Below are 15,472 nucleotides of genomic sequence, written 5' to 3'. Positions count from 1 at the left end.
CTGGTACGAGCGCTGAACAAAATGACGAAAGCAGGTATGCCTGAAAGCGTGCGTATTGCCTGAAAACACAACCCGCTACGGGGGAGACTTACCCGAAATCTGATTTATTCAACAAAGCCTATAAAAGAAATAAAGAAAAAGATGAAACTGGCTAGCACATATGAGTGGTATCAATTCGCGTATATGTTAAAATCACTCACGGACTCGACCTAATCTCCTTTTTTAATTGTTAACACAGGTATTTTTATGTTATTGTATGTTGTTTTGTCTATTTCGCTGGTTTTATTATATGGGATGATAATAAAATATAAAGTGAAGTCAAGGAAATCACAGGGTACTGTAAAAAAGCCTATGGCAATCAGAAATAATAGAAATCTAAAGTAGATTCAAAGAGAATAGCTTTCGGGTATAAATGTAGTTATTCCGTCTTCAGTAAGTTAATGATAAATGCTTTACTCTACCTGATGTTATACAGGACGAGTTTTTCTCACTTTTATCTAATGTGTATATTGTTTTTTCTTTATATCTAAAACTGAAGTCATTGATTCCAGACAGGGCGCGATGACGGTAGTTATCCCGCCTTGTCATCGCACAAGAATACTGAAACTCTACGGCCAATCCGACTGACCAGAATAATCAGAATTATTATTGCACAACAAATTTCATTTTCCTCACGTCAGTGATTCCGGCGGGCGTTAAGTAAAAACGGAGATGTTCTGCCAAATAATTTATGATTTAATGTAGCTCTATATTATTTTTCCCGGAAATTAGTTGCAACAGATATATTCTGTCTTTCTCAATGAGAGCTGGAAATGTATCGCCAGCAGCTGCCAGCAGAGACCATACTTCCAGGATAGCATAGGCCTTTGTATATTCAAGTGCGAAACCTAACCCTTCCAGAGAACCTGCTCTGCGAATATGTTCACATATTGCATTTTCACATACCCGTGTTAAGGCTTCATAACTGAGCGAAAAATCATATTTTTTATCCATCTTAAGCTATCTTCACCCAAATGCAGATATCCGGTTACACGTTGCAATGCGTAACATTATCAATAATAACCCGATTATAACATGAATTTTCGTTTTGTAATGCCGATGTCACACAACATTTTACTCTGTTTTTTTCAAAAAAGAGTGTCTTTATTTTGGTGTACACCTTAGTGTGCGATCGCCCAGCAAGAAATGAATATTCGTTCTATACTAGTGGGTAAAAAACCGCATTACATGCATCGCTTAAAAGTTGCACCATGCATCTGGAGCCTTCACGAGGCTATTAATAACGCATGAATTATCTCTGTAAATCATAACCAGTATCTATCCGAACCATGTCACATTATTTGATTCATACCCGGGATGAGTAAGGCAAGAATAGGTATACTGGAATAGTATGTTCAGTGCCAGCTAATCGGTCAGTGAAGTTGGCGAAAATATAGCTTTATATCTTTTCAATTTGAGGGGAGATCTGCATGGTTAGTCGTAAGCTGGAACGTTTGATTAGCCCTGGAAAGTGGATACATAATCTATCAGTCCTCTCTTTATCGATTCTTTCAGCTGGTATATTTTTTTGTATTATCTGAGAGCGTATCTTACCTGATTTTTCGGGATAAAATTAAAGACTATACTTCCGATGTGCTTGTTCGCTCTGAATCGCTCCTGGTTCAGACTGAATCTGTCAAGACTGCTGCAAAGTCACATTTGAATATAGGAGACAGTCCATGTACTAATGAAAATATCCTACATCTTCGGGTTGTAGTATGGCCCTATCCGTTGATTAAAGATGTTGGCTACATCATAAAAGGAGAATTAGCCTGTAGTGCTCTGTGGGGGAGTTTACGTCCCACCTTAAGTCTGGAACATTTTGATAAAAAATGGACTTCGCGGGAAGGAGTGTGGCTTTTTGGTATTAAGCTTATGGATGATATATCCGTCAATGGATATATTTCTGAAGGTATTATGGTGACCCTATCACCATTTGTCTTCAGACGATTCGAAACTGATATGTATTCAAAAAACTTTAGCGCTGTTGTCGGAAATAGTAAGCATGACAGGCATTACTTCAATATAGGACCTGATGCTCCTCTTCTTGATCGGCATGATAGCGTTCCACTAAGGTTTAGAGTGTTTAGGGCATGTAGCCTACATTATGATCTCTGTGTTGCAGGAGGTGGGTATTTTACGGGGATATTTTCAGAGCACTGGAGCATACAAATGTTATTAGTAACAGTGTCACTACTTTCCGGTTTAATGATTTATATTATCATTATGAACAGAGCAGAACTCAATAGTTCACTATCTGCAAGGTTTGTAAAGGCTTTGAAAAATGAAGCCCTGTCGCTGGTCTATCAACCTATTTACAGAATTGAAGACGGACAGATCTGCGGATTTGAGGCCTTGCTCAGATGGAAAGATGAAAGACTCGGGAATATTAGCCCTGAAGTATTTATACCGCTTTCTGAAAGGGAAGGGTTGCAGGAGGATGTGACTTTATTCGTCATTAACCATGCTATCCGAGAATTTATCCATACTGCTATTCAGAATGAAATATTTTTGAGCGTAAACATTAATCCAAGCGATCTTGATTCAGAAAAATTCAGGGATAAACTACTAGGATTAATTTCTGAATATAACATCCCATATAAAACAATCCTTCTTGAAATTACGGAGCGTCAAGGAGGGGATTTTGAAGGTATGAAAATTCACATTGATAAATATAAAAATCATGGTGTCAGGTTTGCCATCGATGACTTTGGGACAGGATATTCTAATCTTAATCTGGTAACTGCGCTTGATGTAGATGAAATAAAAATAGACAAATCGCTAACTAGTGCTATTGGTACTGAATCTTTACGATATGATCTTCTTCCCGGACTGCATGAGATGTTCCGCTCCATTGCAGATAAGATTGTGTTTGAGGGTGTAGAGACTCAGGAGCAGGTGAACTATCTGAAGACGTTCTGGCCACAGAGTTATGCTCAGGGCTGGTATTACTCCAGAGCGCTTCCGCTGGAAGAAGCGAGAAAACTTACCATCCGGGAATTGAACTGACCGGCACTTTCAGCGCAAACACTCAGCAATTGCTTGCCGATCAGCTGGTAGAAATTGAAGGGCAGTGTAATCACCTGCTGCTGGCGCAGGGGAAAGCGTTACTGAAAAGTCGTTCTGAACTGCTTAAATAACAGAGAAACCAGGATGTGATTTGATGCAAAACACGGAACAGCGAATGTAATATTTACTGAGATGAGCGAGCTTTGTCTCATAGTACAGAGGAGTCGGGGCTGCCAGTATCCGGTAGACAGCATTATTCGTCTGCAACATAACTCTGCTGGTTGCTGCGGATAACTACTCAGCGCCTTCCAGAGATGGCATTGATGAAAGTAGTAGAAAAAACCTGGAATCTTTGAAGATGTGTCCCTACCTCAGGGGGCTGGAGTGCCATCTGGCCCTAATTCAGCACAGTGCTGCAGATATGTGTTATGTACAAGTAGACACTGTCTTGAAAATCAGAAGTCGTTGAGGGTTGAATGCAATTCCAATATTTGCTTCAGCAGATAACGAGGACCGCTATCTATTGCATCTAGTGAATAGGAAGCCGTTTCCATTTTTCTCTAAAGCAACTGGTGTTGACATCCTGAATTCCTTCAAATGTCTGATATTCCTTTTTTCAAAGCACTAGAAAAATACCCGAAAGCTGTTAATCTAATACATTGACTGACCATACAGTACAGCGTTATTTTGTTGGGTTTACTTCACGTACTTTTTATTGTCGGATACTGTTGGGAAAAGACACAAAGAAGCAAGCCATTAAGCGGAATACTGCGTAGGGTTAGAATATACAATTAACTTTTCCGTGATAGGACTAGTGATAACAATATTTCCAGCATGGGCTGACAGGAGTATAGATGGAACTGCTCTCCATAGGTTAATACATCTCGCAATTAACACGCCCGCATATGCCACAAAACTGACGCCCATTCTCGGAATTTTTTTTGCCATTATCTTTCCTGCGGCCTAATTACTTTCCCCACAACTATGGTTTTTTATTAGAGTCTTCACCACTAAATAAATTATAATAAATTGATTTTATTAGACATCTGTCAGAATCTATATGGTCAGCACGTATTGCATGCTCTAATGTTTCAAATGCTAAATTATGCGCGGCCTCAGAAAATATCCCAGGCCAACCCTTACTCAGCATAGACAGTCCTTTAAGGACTCTTATCTGTATCTCCCTCATACCGGCACCATCGCGCGCGACAGGTGAGAAAAAGTCTTCCAGTAGATCGTTATTCTGAAGTGGTGCAACATGAACTGAAGGATATTTCACTTCTATTTCATCAGATTTATTCTGCGCGTAAGTGGAAAGTATACGAACACCTCTGCCAATGACATCAATGGCGGTTCCAGGATCGTTCACTGCGGGGGAAAGTGCCCGGCAGGCTATTTCGGCCATGACGCTAAGACAAAATCGGGGATCCTGAGCAAATGAACGTACATCCGAGACAATAATCGTCTCAAGTAAATCGGCGCTGATTGATGACTCCTGGCCTTGACTCAGGTACAAAACGGGCATGGATGGATGGATGAAACTGCCTGGCTGCGCCACGAGGTATACATGACGGGGATCATTGGTCAGCAGCTTGCTAAGTTTCACCATATTAATATATTCAACATAGCCAATCTTCTTCGGATAAACTGCAACCGTTCCTTTCGGCTGTTCATTGTTCTCAAGCCATGGATATCCGCCGAGACAGGGATTTCTTGCTCTCGCAATAAATGTTTCGATGGCCGCCTGTTCTACTTTTGCCGTTGTCTCACCTACCCTTCCCAGAGAGGTCAAATGCTGTATCCAGCGAAGCAATGTGATGAGGATTAAGGCAATGACAACCAGTGTGACAATGAATAAAATGACTCTCCCCCTTTCTCCATAAGCTCCCATACTGAGGGCAATAATCCCTACCAGACTGAAGAGAAAAGAACCGATGAAGGTGGCCAGTACATTTTGTGTGGTTACGTCTTCAACAACTAAACGCGTAGCTCTGGGAGTCACATTAGTAGTGGCTGAACCGTAGGCTGTGACCATGATACTCAACGAAAAAGTGGTCACTGCCAGCATACTCGATGCCAGTATGTTCAGAATGTTATCGACTGCTTCCGCACCAACCTTCACGGAAACCGACTCAGGTATCATTGATTTAAAAAGAATTGATAAAAGGGCCGTTATTATCGCGACAATGGCGAATAACGTTGCCCTGAACCATAGCTTTTTAACTGTCTGCTTCAGAATCCATTTCCAGCGTGAAATCATTCTGCATTCCTCATATTGCGGCCGGGATAAATAATTGCCGCCCCCAGGACGGCATGTTGCTATTAACGAACGAGGTGCAGGAAGTGCAGATGTTTTTCGTACTGGTCCAGTATGTCATTAATCAGCTGCTCCTGGTTCCAGCCCATCACATCATAATTTTGACCGCCTTCTTTGAGATATACCTCAGCGCGATAATATCTATGTTGTTCAGTCTGCTGCTCATTATTATCCATCGCGGCGAGCGCGAAGGTCGGTGAGCTATACCCGCGAAGCCTCACTTCATATATAAAATTCAGCTCGTTACCCAAATCGACTTCAAGACGAATACGATCCTCGACTGCGTCACTGATGTGGCTTATCGTCCCCTGCTTGTTCAGCTCTTCCTGAACCAGCGTCATGGCGGGCTGGATGACGTCGTCCATAAAACGTTTCACAAGAGATCGCTTCGGCAGATACGCGATATTGCGTAACCTTCTCTGCCAGGGAATTGGGTTACGTGCAGCCGTAGGAGCAATTGTCGCCATGCTCAGGCTTTCACGCTTGGTCAAATCCCGGCGCAAAGCTTTTAAAAGTCCGTATATGGATATCAGTAAGATCACTGAGAAAGGCAATGCACTCGCTATTGTCACTGTTTGCAGCGCACTTAGCCCTCCGGCAAGGAGAAGCGCAATTGCGACAATGCCCATGAGCGAGGCCCAAAATATTCGCTGCCAGACGGGTGTGTTTGCCACTCCACCTGTTGCCAGAGTATCAACTACCATTGCCCCCGAGTCAGCAGACGTGACAAAGAAGACGATGACCATCGCCATTGCGATGAATGACAGCACGGAAGAGAACGGGAAATGCTCCAGGAAATTAAACAGGGCCAGCGCCACATCCTGCTGAACAGTATTGGCGAGGTCTGTGGCCCCCTGGTTCATAATGAGATAGATCGCGCTGTTACCAAACACTGTCATCCACATTAGCGTAAAACCCGCGGGAACAAACAGCACGCCGGTGACAAACTCGCGAATGGTTCGCCCGCGGGAGACCCGTGCGATGAACATCCCCACAAACGGCGACCATGAAAGCCACCATCCCCAGTACAGTAATGTCCAGCCCCCCAGCCATTTGCTCGACTTAGGCTCATACGCGTAAAGGTTGAACGTTTTACTCACCAGTTCCGAAAGATAACCGCCCGTATTTTCCACAAATGACTTCAGCAGAAGCACGGTTGGTCCCAGACACAGGACCAGCGCCAGGAGCAACAACGCCAGACCCAGATTGAGCTCAGACAGGATACGTATTCCCTTATCCAGGCCGGACACCACTGAAATCGTCGCTAACCCCGTGATGACCACGATCAGAATAACCTGCACCGTTTCATTGATGGGCACCCCGAAAAGATGGTTCAAACCGGCATTCACCTGCAAAACGCCGTAACCCAGCGATGTCGCGACGCCAAAGACCGTGCCTATAACAGCGAAAATATCAACCGCATGGCCTACAGGCCCGTATATGCGATCGCCAATAATGGGATAGAGTGCGGAGCGCAGAGTTAAAGGCAGACCGTGACGGTAACTGAAGAACGCCAGAATCAGCGCCACAATGGCATAAATTGCCCATGCGTGCAGTCCCCAGTGGAAGAAGGTCAGACGCATTGCTTCCTTGGCTGCCGCAACGGTTTCTGGCGTGCCAACGGGAGGCGAAAGATAATGCATTACAGGTTCGGCAACGCCAAAGAACATCAGGCCGATCCCCATCCCTGCCGAAAAAAGCATCGCAAACCAGGAATGGTAGCTGAAATCAGGCTGCGCATGGTCCGGGCCCAGCTTGATATCACCGTAGCGTGAGAGTCCAAGGAACGTGACACTTAGTAAAATCAGGGCCACAGCAAGGATGTAGAACCAGCTGGCATTCGTGAAGATTTGTTGCTGTAGTAGTTTAAAATTTTTGTCGGCGACATCCGGGAATACGGCGGCAAAGGCGACAAGAAGGAAAATTAGCAAAGCAGATGTAAAGAATACCGCTTTGTTAATCTGGCTTGTAGACTTCTTCGGGATTGTATCATTATCACTCATAATCATTTATTCCATTAATTAAATCCGCACTGGATAGACGGTACTACCTTTCACAGAGTAGCAAAGTTCAACTGGCTATGCGGCGTTAATCGGAACGCATGGTGTAATGAGTTCCGATACAAATCATCCGATATTCGGTAATGACTCCAACTTACTGATAGTGTTTTATGTTCAGATAATGCCCGATGACCTTGTCATACAGCTCCACCGATTTTGAGAACGACAGTGACTTCCGTCCCAGCCTTGCCAGATGTTGTCGCAGATTCAGGTTATGTCGCTCAATGCGCTGAGTGTAACGCTTGCTGATAACGTGCAGCTTTCCCTTCAGGCGGGATTCATACAGCGGCCAGCCATCCGTCATCCATACCACGACCTCAAAGGCCGACAGCAGGCTCAGAAGACGCTCCAGTGTGGCCAGAGTGCGTTCACCGAAGACGTGCGCCACAACCGTCCTCCGTATCCTGTCATACGCGTAAAACAGCCAGCGCTGACGTGATTTAGCACCGACGTAGCCCCACTGTTCGTCCATTTCAGCGCAGACAATCACATCACTGCCCGGTTGTATGCGCGAGGTTACCGACTGCGGCCTGAGTTTTTTAAGTGACGTAAAACCGTGTTGAGGCCAACGCCCATAATGCGTGCACTGGCGCGACATCCGACGCCATTCATGGCCATATCAATGATTTTCTGGTGCGTACCGGGCTGAGAGGCGGTGTAAGTGAACTGTAGTTGCCATGTTTTACGGCAATGAGAGCAGAGATAGCGCTGATGTCCGGCAGTGCTTTTGCCGTTACGCACCACGCCTTCAGTAGCGGAGCAGGAAGGACATCTGATGGAAATGGAAGCCACGCAAGCACCTTAAAATCACCATCATACACTAAATCAGTAAGTTGGCAGCATTACCAATCATCTGTTCTCCAATGACTGGTCTAAAAACTAGTATTAAGACTATCACTTATTTAAGTGATATTGGTTGTCTGGAGATTCAGGGGGCCAGTCTAGTGATCTTGACCCTCCATCTCCGAACAGCTTTTGTATCTTAAGTTAACGATGTCCGCTGCCGCCGGTATTCCCTCGGGGAGTGATATCCCAGCGCGCTGTGCGGGTGGTTTTCATTGTAATGCGTGAACGCTACTGCAAGGTTTCGCAGTGCTGTTCTCACATCCGGTTTTGGCATGAACGCGATATAGTCTTCTTTCATCGTTTTCACGAACCGTTCGGCCATGCCATTACTCTGCGGGCTGCTCACCGCTGTTGTGCGGGGCTCCAGATTCAGCTCTCTCGCGAACCTCCACGTTTCATACGCGGTATACGCTGAACCGTTGTCCGTCAGCCACTGCACCGCTGTATCGGGCAACCTGTCGCCGAAGCGCTTTTCCACCGACCTCAGCATCACATCCTGCACGGTTGAACTGTCATAGCCTCCCGTGCTTGCTGCCCAGTCTATGGCCTCACGGTCGCAGCAGTCCAGCGCGAACGTTACCCGCAGTTTTTCGCCGTTGTCGCAGCCGAACTCGAAGCCATCTGAACACCAGCGCATATCGCTTTCTGCCACCGCTATCTTGCCCTTATGTTCACGCTTCGGTCGCTCTGGTTTGTCATGCAACAACAACAGGTTATGCTCGCTCATTATCCTGTAAAGCCGTTTGGCGTTCACAGGTGGCTGTCCCTCTGTGCGACGTTGCTTGCGCAGGATGCCCCACACGCGTCGATAACCATAACTCGGCATATCGCTGATGATGTCGAGGATAGCCGACAGTATTTCTTCGTCTGCTTCGTCATTACGCCGGTTACAGCGCTTGTCCTGCCAGTCGGCAGAACGGTTAATCCGCAGTGACAGCTGCGCACGCGACACGCCCATGGTGCGGCTGACCAGGGCTATTCCCCGTCCTTTGGCAACAAGGGCGCGTGCGCTATCCATTTTCGCGACTGGCCGTACTCCACGGCTTCTTTCAGGATCTCAACTTCCATCGTCTTCTTGCCCAGAAGGCGCTGAAGTTCCCGGACCTGCTTCAGAGCAGCAGTAAGCTCAGAAGCAGGAACGACTTCCTCTCCGGCCGCAACGGCGGTGAGGCTGCCTTCCTGATATTGCTTCTTCCACTTAAACAGCAGGCTGGGCTGGATACCATGCAGGCGGGCGACATGGGAGACATTCATGCCCGGCTCCATCGTCTGCTGGATAATGGCGATCTTCTCCTGAGGAGTTTTACGTTTACGGGCTTCTTGCCCTAACAGGATCCCGGTCATCTCAAAATTGGCGTTAGTGTTAGACATATATTCAAGCCTATCTCTTATCTGGAGATACAGCTACTGTCCGGTGTTTCAGGGGGCTACATCATTATGGGCGTTGGCCTCAACACGGTTTTACGTCACTTAAAAAACTCAGGCCGCAGTCGGTAACCTCGCGCATACAACCGGGCAGTGATGTGATTGTCTGCGCTGAAATGGACGAACAGTGGGGCTACGTCGGTGCTAAATCACGTCAGCGCTGGCTGTTTTACGCGTATGACAGGATACGGAGGACGGTTGTGGCGCACGTCTTCGGTGAACGCACTCTGGCCACACTGGAGCGTCTTCTGAGCCTGCTGTCGGCCTTTGAGGTCGTGGTATGGATGACGGATGGCTGGCCGCTGTATGAATCACGCCTGAAGGGAAAGCTGCACGTTAACAGCAAGCGTTACACTCAGCGCATTGAGCGACATAACCTGAATCTGCGACAACATCTGGCAAGGCTGGGACGGAAGTCACTGTCGTTCTCAAAATCGGTGGAGCTGCATGACAAGGTCATCGGGCATTATCTGAACATAAAACACTATCAGTAAGTTGGGGTCATTACCCAGGCACAGTTAAGCAAAGAAGATCGCATTTACGTCAAAAAGTCCATTCGCTGGCTTACCCTGAAGCGACCCGGCAACCTGACGCCCGCAGAGCAAAAGGCGCTGGAGGTTGTAAAGCAGGCGATCCCAGCACTTGCCATGGCCTATGACTTCAAGGAAGCCTTCTTCTGCATCTACGACGAACCCGACAAGCAGAGTGCTCAGAACGCCTTTGAGGCTTGGAAGAACAGCCTGCCGCCTTATGGCATGGAGCCTTTCAAAAAACTGGTAAAAACGGTACACAACCATTACGACGACATCTTTGCCTACTGGGATGCGCCGTTCTCACTCACCAATGGCTATACCGAAGGGCTCAACGGTTTGATCAAGATGTCCAACCGGTTAGGTCGGGGTTATAGCTATGAGATCATCCGTGCAAAGACGTTGTACTCCAAAGAAGCCCGCAAGGTTGGCAGTGGTATTCGAGCAGGACGAGGCAAGGTCGAGTATGGACCGCACATTCCGACATTGTTGAAGCAGGCAGAAGGTGGAGAGTTGGATTAACGCGAGAGAGGGCGCGTCTGAGAATCCAACCAATGTTAGATTTTCGCAGGGTGGTGAAAAACAGAAAAATCCAACCAGAAGCAGCTTTTTGTCCGACTAAGAATCAAGGGTTAGAATGGATGAATTCCAACCCTAGAATGCAAATAGCCCATATAATAATTCCTTTCAGACAGGTACCGGTTAAGTGTAGCTGAGTCAGACAAAAAAGCCCCCTGACGGGGGGCAAAAATGTAGCAACGTTGTTTCAGGAAAATCTATCAGGGAAAAGGTAACAGCACGGATACTACCGTCGCATTCAGCCTGCATTGATCATGCGGCGGTGCGCTTCGGCCATGGCCTGATGTGGGCCGGATTGCCCGTTATTCATGAATTCATGAGCAACCGCTGCTCTTTCATGCTCATTCATCGCCGCGTAAGACGTTGACGGGACGGTCGTGGATACCGTGTTATTTCCCATCATCTTCTGATGACTTTCCACCATTTTCTGGTGAGCATCCGCCGAGCCGTTCGTCATGGTTTCATGAGCAATAATGGCCTGTTCATGCTGGTCCATACCGGTCATACGAGGAGCAGTCCCCTGGATCCCGACAGGAGCCTCAGCAGACTGCATCTGGTGAGCAGGAGCCTGTGCATTGTTGACGCGATCATGGATATTCACGGTTTCAGTGGCCCAGGCCGATGAAATTAAACCAAAGCCCAGCAAAGATGCTAATACGATATTTTTCATGATAACTCTCCATTTCTGAATTAGTGATGTCCGGGGAAGTACAACCGGTGTTTTCAGTTCCATAACTGAAACAAGTTCGGCAGCGTTTATTTCTCCGGAAGAGGGCTGGATATTCATTTCCTGGCGTACTCTGACGCCGGGTATTGATGAAGCAATCCAGCCTTCCTGATAAGTTGCACTAATTATATCGAATGGCTTCTGTTTGCTGCATGACAGGCTAATGACATCTTTGTCATTTACATCTTTATTTTCAGCATTGGGTTTCCGGGATCATTTTCTCCAGTCTGGGCACGGATAAGATAAAACGCGTGGAGCGTACGTCTGATTCCACCTGCACTCTTCCGTGATGTGCTTCCACGATTGACTTCACAATCGCAAGGCCGATGCCGCTGCCTTCTCCTTTTCGTTGTCTGGATGGATCCACCCGATAAAAACGGTCAAACAGCCTTGATAAATGTTCTTCAGGGATCGGTTTCCCCGGATTTTCAATCACAAGGTCAAAAAAGCTCTCCTGCTCTCTTATTGAGACGGTGATTGCCTGTCCCTCCGGGGTATAACGCAGGGCATTGGATAACAGATTATTGATCGCCCTTCTGAACATTTGTGGATCTCCCTCAACCAGGCAGGGCATCCCGTTAAATTTGAGCGTGATATTGCGTTCTTCGGCCCAGGCTTCGAAAAACTCGAAGACTTTCATGACTTCCGCTCTGAGGTCAAACATGACCCTGTCAGGTATCAGCTGATTATTATCTGCCTGTGCCAGGAACAGCATATCGCTGACCATTTTGGTCATCCGGTTATACTCTTCAAGACTGGAATAGAGGACATCCTCAAGTTCCCTCTGTGTTCGATCCTGACTCAGTGCGATTTCAGTCTGCGTCACCAGATTGGTGATGGGCGTTCTGATCTCATGCGCGATATCGGCAGAGAAATTGGCCTGGCGGGTAAAGACATCCTCAATCTTTCCAATCATATGATTGAACGAGATAACCAGTTGCTCCAGCTCAATGGGAACGCGTGTCGGTTCCAGTCGCGCATCAAGATTCTCGGAGGTGATGTTTTTAATGGCATTGCTGACATTACGAAGGGGCAGGTGCCCCTGACGGACAGCGATTCGAATGATCAGAACAATCAACAGGCTTATCACGACGGCAATCGCAATCAGGTTCTTTTTCAGCGCATCGAGGTAATGGAGATGGAAATTAATGGATAGGCCAGTCAGCATGACATAGTTCTGCTGTTTGCCCTGAAATATCGCCTGACCAGAGGAGGCGATAATCCTGTATGTTTCCATCTTCATTTCGGACCCGGTATCCATCGGTCCCGCAGGATCCTCCACCGTCCAGAGAAAGACATCCCGTGCGCGGCTGTGCTCGCTAAAATCTGCTGAATTCACTGCCGGGCGTAGTGCCGCCCCCTGAGCTGAGCTAAAGAGCACTTCACCCCTGGGATTGAGGAGCAAAAGGGCAACGTTGCGGTAGCTGGCAATTGATTCCTTTATTTTGCTTACTTTTTTTTCATCCGGATCTGCCGGGGACTGGAGTATACGGCTCAGTGTGGTGCTGATTTGTTGCAGATCGCTGACATCCTGCTCGGCAAAATGCTTTTCAACAGAATGCAGCATAAACCAGGTGAAGGCGATAAACGCCAGTATTGTGGACAGGCTGATAAAAAAGGTCAGCCGCAGAGCGAGTGAGAAAGGTCGTCTGGACGGTTTGCTATGCATCCGGGATCTCCAGCATGTAGCCCACGCCCCGCACTGTCTGGATCAGTTTTGTCCCGTAATCGTTGTCTATTTTAGCGCGGAGTCGCTTTACTGCGACATCAATCGCGTTAGTGTCGCTGTCAAAATTCATGTCCCAGACCTGAGAGGCAATCAGGGAGCGGGGAAGAACTTCTCCCTGATGGCGAATGAAGAATTCCAGCAAGCTGAACTCTTTACTGGTGAGCACAATGCGGTTCCCGGCGCGGCTGACTTTTCTGGATACGAGATCAACCGAGAGGTCAGCCACTTTAAGCTGGCTTTCCGTGATCATCGTGTTTCCCCGCCTGAGGAGGGTTCTTACCCGGGCGAGCAGTTCAGCAAACGCAAAGGGCTTCACCAGATAATCGTCCGCACCCAGCTCAAGTCCTTTGACCCTGTGTTCAATCGTGCCAAGGGCCGTCAGCAGTAATACCGGCATCCCCTTTCCGGCACTGCGCAGCATACGGATGATATCCCAGCCGTTTACATCAGGCAGCATGATATCCAGGATGACTAAATCATACTCGGCTGTCATGGCAAGATGATATCCGGTCAGACCATTATCAGCGTGATCCACGACGAACCCCGCCTCTGTCAGCCCCTTGCTGAGATATTCACCTGTTTTAATTTCGTCTTCAACGATTAATATTTTCATCATGCTCCCCGGCTGGCTGCTAATGTCATTTTATTGCGCCCACGATCGTTATCAACGGATTACAGCAAAAATGACAACATTGTCATTATCCTGTCACCCGGCAAACAGAGAGCGTTCGGTAAAGTATCCCTATCAATACTCTGGATTTCGTTTGAACCATTTACCAGGTCTGCCTGTACGAGAAGCGTTATGTTCAAATTAAAATTACTCAGCATCAGTACCATATTCATCCTGGCTGGTTGTGTTTCTCTGGCACCTGAATATCAGCGTCCGCCAGCTCCGGTTCCCCAGCAGTTTTCATTGTCTAAAAACAGTCTGACGCCTGCGGTAAACAGCTATCAGGATACGGGCTGGCGAAACTTTTTTGTCGATCCCCAGGTCAGCAGGCTGATCGGTGAAGCCCTGAATAATAACCGTGATTTGAGAATGGCTGCCCTGAAGGTTGAAGAGGCCCGGGCCCAGTTCAACGTCACGGATGCAGATCGTTATCCCCAACTGAATGCCTCATCCGGGATCACATACAACGGTGGTCTGAAAGGTGACAAGCCGACCACACAGGAGTACGACGCGGGTCTGGAGCTCAGCTATGAGCTCGATTTTTTTGGCAAACTTAAGAACATGAGTGAGGCTGATCGCCAGAACTACTTTGCCAGCGAAGAAGCCCGTCGTGCCGTACACATCCTGCTGGTCTCCAACGTTTCACAGAGCTATTTCAGCCAGCAACTGGCGTACGAACAACTCCGTATTGCGCGGGAAACGCTGAAAAATTATGAACAGTCCTATGCTTTCGTTGAGCAACAGCTCGTGACCGGGAGTACGAACGTTCTGGCACTTGAACAGGCGAGAGGACAAATCGAAAGTACCCGCGCCGAAATAGCCAAACGAGAAGGCGATCTGGCTCAGGCAAACAATGCCCTGCAACTGGTGCTGGGAACGTACCGCGCACTTCCGTCAGAAAAAGGGATGAAAGGCGGGGAGATCGCACCAGTAAAATTGCCACCAAATCTATCTTCACAAATTTTGCTGCAGCGACCGGATATTATGGAAGCGGAATATCAGCTGAAAGCGGCTGATGCCAATATTGGCGCAGCGCGAGCGGCCTTTTTCCCCTCCATTACCCTGACCAGTGGTCTTTCCGCAAGCAGTACGGAGCTGTCAAGCCTGTTTACGTCAGGAAGTGGAATGTGGAATTTTATCCCTAAAATTGAAATTCCTATTTTTAATGCTGGCAGGAATAAAGCCAATCTGAAGCTGGCTGAAATTCGCCAGCAACAATCGGTGGTTAATTACGAACAAAAAATTCAGTCAGCCTTTAAGGATGTTTCCGACACGCTTGCGCTGCGCGACAGTCTTAGCCAGCAACTTGAGTCACAGCAGCGTTATCTTGATTCACTTCAGATAACTCTCCAGCGTGCCAGAGGATTATATGCAAGTGGTGCTGTCAGTTACATCGAAGTGCTGGATGCAGAACGTTCCCTCTTCGCTACGCAGCAAACCATTCTCGATCTTACCTATTCCCGACAGGTTAACGAAATTAATCTGTTTACCGCGCTGGGTGGCGGTTGGGTAGAGTAAATTTATTTAATTAATCAGGAAAT

The 15,472-nt window shown here is 47.3% G+C and carries 10 protein-coding genes and 3 pseudogenes; 5 read left to right on the top strand and 8 right to left on the bottom strand.

Going from position 1 to position 15,472, the window contains the following annotated elements; genetic code table 11:
- Positions 1-735: 735 nt before the first annotated feature.
- Positions 736-993 carry a hypothetical protein gene (locus ACJ8MK_RS23720; protein ID WP_004197688.1) on the bottom strand — a complete coding sequence of 86 codons (258 nt, stop codon included), beginning with the start codon at positions 991-993 and terminating at the stop codon, positions 736-738.
- Positions 994-1,632: 639 nt separating this feature from the next.
- On the opposite strand from ACJ8MK_RS23720, the pseudogene ACJ8MK_RS23715 reads away from it, so the two are divergent.
- Both ACJ8MK_RS23715 and ACJ8MK_RS23710 read left to right on the top strand, forming a co-directional pair.
- Positions 1,633-2,145: pseudogene (locus ACJ8MK_RS23715) on the top strand (CSS-motif domain-containing protein); the annotation flags it as partial.
- Positions 2,146-2,211: 66 nt separating this feature from the next.
- Entirely contained in the window at positions 2,212-3,048 is an 837-nt protein-coding gene (locus tag ACJ8MK_RS23710; protein WP_004178087.1) for an EAL domain-containing protein, read from the top strand.
- 982 nt (positions 3,049-4,030) lie between these two features.
- Here the strand turns inward: ACJ8MK_RS23710 and ACJ8MK_RS23705 are convergent.
- The 4 genes from ACJ8MK_RS23705 to ACJ8MK_RS23690 all read right to left on the bottom strand — a co-directional run bounded on the left by ACJ8MK_RS23705 (position 4,031) and on the right by ACJ8MK_RS23690 (position 9,615).
- Positions 4,031-5,308, bottom strand: a complete 1,278-nt coding sequence (locus tag ACJ8MK_RS23705) for a DUF2254 domain-containing protein (RefSeq protein ID WP_004152070.1) — start codon at positions 5,306-5,308, stop codon at positions 4,031-4,033.
- 62 nt (positions 5,309-5,370) lie between these two features.
- Entirely contained in the window at positions 5,371-7,368 is a 1,998-nt protein-coding gene (locus ACJ8MK_RS23700; protein WP_004178088.1) for a BCCT family transporter, read from the bottom strand.
- A 151-nt stretch (positions 7,369-7,519) separates the two neighbouring features.
- Positions 7,520-8,217, bottom strand: a protein-coding gene (locus ACJ8MK_RS23695) for an IS1 family transposase (protein ID WP_223174975.1) whose coding sequence is annotated in 2 segments (ribosomal slippage) — positions 7,520-7,968 and positions 7,968-8,217 — 699 coding nt in all. Because the reading frame shifts where the segments join, the coding sequence is not laid out codon by codon here.
- A gap of 190 nt (positions 8,218-8,407) precedes the next feature.
- Positions 8,408-9,615, bottom strand: a protein-coding gene (locus ACJ8MK_RS23690) for an IS3 family transposase (protein WP_087530333.1) whose coding sequence is annotated in 2 segments (ribosomal slippage) — positions 8,408-9,294 and positions 9,294-9,615 — 1,209 coding nt in all. Because the reading frame shifts where the segments join, the coding sequence is not laid out codon by codon here.
- Positions 9,616-9,705: 90 nt separating this feature from the next.
- Here ACJ8MK_RS23690 and ACJ8MK_RS23685 point away from each other — a divergent pair.
- Together ACJ8MK_RS23685 and ACJ8MK_RS23680 are read left to right on the top strand one after the other, a co-directional pair.
- Positions 9,706-10,190: pseudogene (locus ACJ8MK_RS23685) on the top strand (IS1-like element IS1X2 family transposase); the annotation flags it as partial.
- A 15-nt stretch (positions 10,191-10,205) separates the two neighbouring features.
- A pseudogene (locus ACJ8MK_RS23680) lies at positions 10,206-10,748 on the top strand (ISL3-like element ISKpn25 family transposase); the annotation flags it as partial.
- 295 nt (positions 10,749-11,043) lie between these two features.
- Here the strand turns inward: ACJ8MK_RS23680 and silE are convergent.
- From silE to silR, 3 genes are all read right to left on the bottom strand, one after another.
- Positions 11,044-11,475, bottom strand: a complete 432-nt coding sequence (silE, locus tag ACJ8MK_RS23675) for a silver-binding protein SilE (RefSeq protein WP_004178091.1) — start codon at positions 11,473-11,475, stop codon at positions 11,044-11,046.
- Positions 11,476-11,725: 250 nt separating this feature from the next.
- Complete coding sequence (gene silS / locus ACJ8MK_RS23670) at positions 11,726-13,201, bottom strand: copper/silver sensor histidine kinase SilS (protein ID WP_003032875.1); 1,476 nt, start codon at positions 13,199-13,201, stop codon at positions 11,726-11,728.
- Complete coding sequence (gene silR / locus ACJ8MK_RS23665; protein WP_001572351.1) at positions 13,194-13,874, bottom strand: copper/silver response regulator transcription factor SilR; 681 nt, start codon at positions 13,872-13,874, stop codon at positions 13,194-13,196. The genes silS and silR overlap by 8 nt, the downstream gene beginning before the upstream one ends.
- Positions 13,875-14,063: 189 nt before the next feature.
- On the opposite strand from silR, the gene silC reads away from it, so the two are divergent.
- Positions 14,064-15,449 carry a Cu(+)/Ag(+) efflux RND transporter outer membrane channel SilC gene (gene silC / locus ACJ8MK_RS23660; RefSeq protein WP_000475512.1) on the top strand — a complete coding sequence of 462 codons (1,386 nt, stop codon included), beginning with the start codon at positions 14,064-14,066 and terminating at the stop codon, positions 15,447-15,449.
- Positions 15,450-15,472: the final 23 nt, after the last annotated feature.

The organism is Serratia sp. CY38905, from assembly GCF_052168875.1.
GTDB lineage: Bacteria > Pseudomonadota > Gammaproteobacteria > Enterobacterales > Enterobacteriaceae > Serratia > Serratia sarumanii.
Note: the sequence above shows the minus strand (reverse complement) of the source record. Positions and strands in the feature narration are given on the sequence as shown.